The organism is Streptomyces sp. NPDC059456 (genome assembly GCF_042750055.1).
Classification (GTDB): Bacteria; Actinomycetota; Actinomycetes; order Streptomycetales; family Streptomycetaceae; genus Streptomyces.
On sequence record NZ_JBHYVA010001013.1, the window covers coordinates 1 to 2,028 of the forward strand.

Annotated in this window: 1 pseudogene; it reads right to left on the minus strand. The window is 72.1% G+C overall.

Going from position 1 to position 2,028, the window contains the following annotated elements:
• Positions 1-2: 2 nt before the first annotated feature.
• Positions 3-2,028, minus strand: a pseudogene (locus tag ACFXA3_RS41650) (hypothetical protein); the annotation flags it as partial.

Consider the following 2,028-nt stretch of genomic DNA (forward strand, 5'->3'; position numbering starts at 1 on the left):
CGTCAGCCGATACGGGTCAGCTTGCTTCCGATACCCGGCGCCACGAGGTCACGCTGCAGCGCCACCGGCACCTTCACCTGGCTGGCCCCCGCGCCGACGGTCAGCATGCCGATCTCGGTGCCCGCCTTGGCGGTCTGCGGGAGCTTGGCGTCCCCGTCGGCCAGCTTGATGTCGACCGTGAGCGACGGCCAGCCGACCGCCTCCACGTCAGCGGTCGCGATGACCGGGGTGTGCCCGCCGAGGCCGTCGTCCACGTACCCGACGACGTCGCCCTTCTTCACGACGGGCGCGTTCACCAGCATCTTCTGCGTGGCCAGCATGACCTGCTTGCTCGCCGCGATCGCCGTGTCGAGGATCGGGACGCCGTACTGGCCGAGCACCGCGCCGACGATCAGCTGGTTCGTCTTGCCGACCTTCTTCTCGGCGGCGAAGAGCAGGTTGCCTCCGGCCTTGGTGGTGGATCCGGTCTTGATGCCGAGCGCGCCGTTGCCCGGGATGAGGGTGTTGTAGTTGCGCCACTTCTTGCCGTACTGGTCGGTCCATTCCGGCAGCTTGGTGATCGCGACCAGCTCCGGCATCTCCACGACCTTGAGACCGAGCTTGACCTGGTCCTCGGCGGTGCTGACCGTCGTCGCGTCCAGACCCGAGGGGTCGGTGTACGTGGTGTTGGTCATGCCGAGTTCCTTGGCGGCGTCGTTCATCTTCTTGACGAACGCGTCCTGGTCGCCGCCGGAGTCCCAGCGCGCGAGCAGCCGCGCGACGTTGTTGGCCGACGGGATCATGATCGCGGCGAGGGCGTCGTACTCCGAGATCTTGTCGCCCGCCTTGAGCGTGCCGACCGTGGACTCGCCCTCGGAGCTCTTGGCGCCGTCGTCGACCGCCGTCTTGTCGATGTCGATCATCGGACCCTTCTCCCCCTTCTTGAGGGGGTGGTTCTTCAGGATCACGTACGCCGTCATCGTCTTCGCGACGCTGCCGATGGCGACCGGCTTCTGCTCGCCGAAGCTGCCGACGGTGCCGAGGCCGGCGGCGGCCATGTAGCCCTGGCCCTCCTTCGGCCAGGGCAGGACCGGGTTGCCGCCGTCGAAGGTGTACGAGGACTTCGCGGTCATCGTGAGCTTCGGCTCGGGCAGCGGGCGCACGAGCTGGACCACGGCCAGGATGATCACGAGGAGCACGACCAGCGGGGCGTAGATCTTGAACCGGCGGACGAACGTGCGCAGCGGGCTCGGCGGCGGGGGCGGGTTGTTGGTGAGGTCCGCGAGCAGGTCGAGCGGCGGCTTGGGCGGCAGCGGCTGCTGCGTGGTCCGCTCGGTCCGCTCGGGTACGGGGGTGGAGGCGGCGGCCGCAGACGCCGGGGCCGGGGCGTCGGGCTTGGCGGTCGCGGGCTTGGCGGCCGTCGGCTTGGCGGTCGTCGCCGGCTTGGCGGTCTCCGGCTTGGCGGCCGGGCCCGCGTCCTCGTCCTTGCGCAGCGGTACGAACGTGCTGGCCCGCTCCCCGCCGACCGCCTTCGGCGGCACGGGCCGGGAGGCGGCGGGCTTCTCCGGAGCCTTCGCCCCCGGCTTCACGGCCCGGAAGACGGCGGTGCGCTCGCTGTCCTCCTCACCCGGCTTCCCGGCGGACGCCGCGGCGGCGTCCGCACCATCCTTGCCGGTGGCGCCCGCAGCCGGCTTCACGGCCCGGAACACGGCCGTGCGCTCACTGTCGTCGGCGCCCGGCTTCGCCGCCGGGGCACCGGTGGCGTCCCGCTCGCCCGAGCCGCCCTTGGCCGACGCACCGTCCGTGCCCGGCTTGCCGGCGGTCGCCGCGTCCTTGCCGGTGGCACCCGCAGCCCGGCCCGCACCCGGCTTCTCGGCGGACGGACCGCCCGCGGCCGGCTTGTCGGCGCTGGCGGCGCCCGAGCCGGCCTGCGCCGAAGCGGAAGCAGGCTTCACGGCCCGGAACACGGCCGTGCGCTCACTGTCGTCCGACGACTGCCGAGCAAGCTTGTCGGCATCCGGCTTCGCGGCCGGGGCAGCGCCCGCGTCC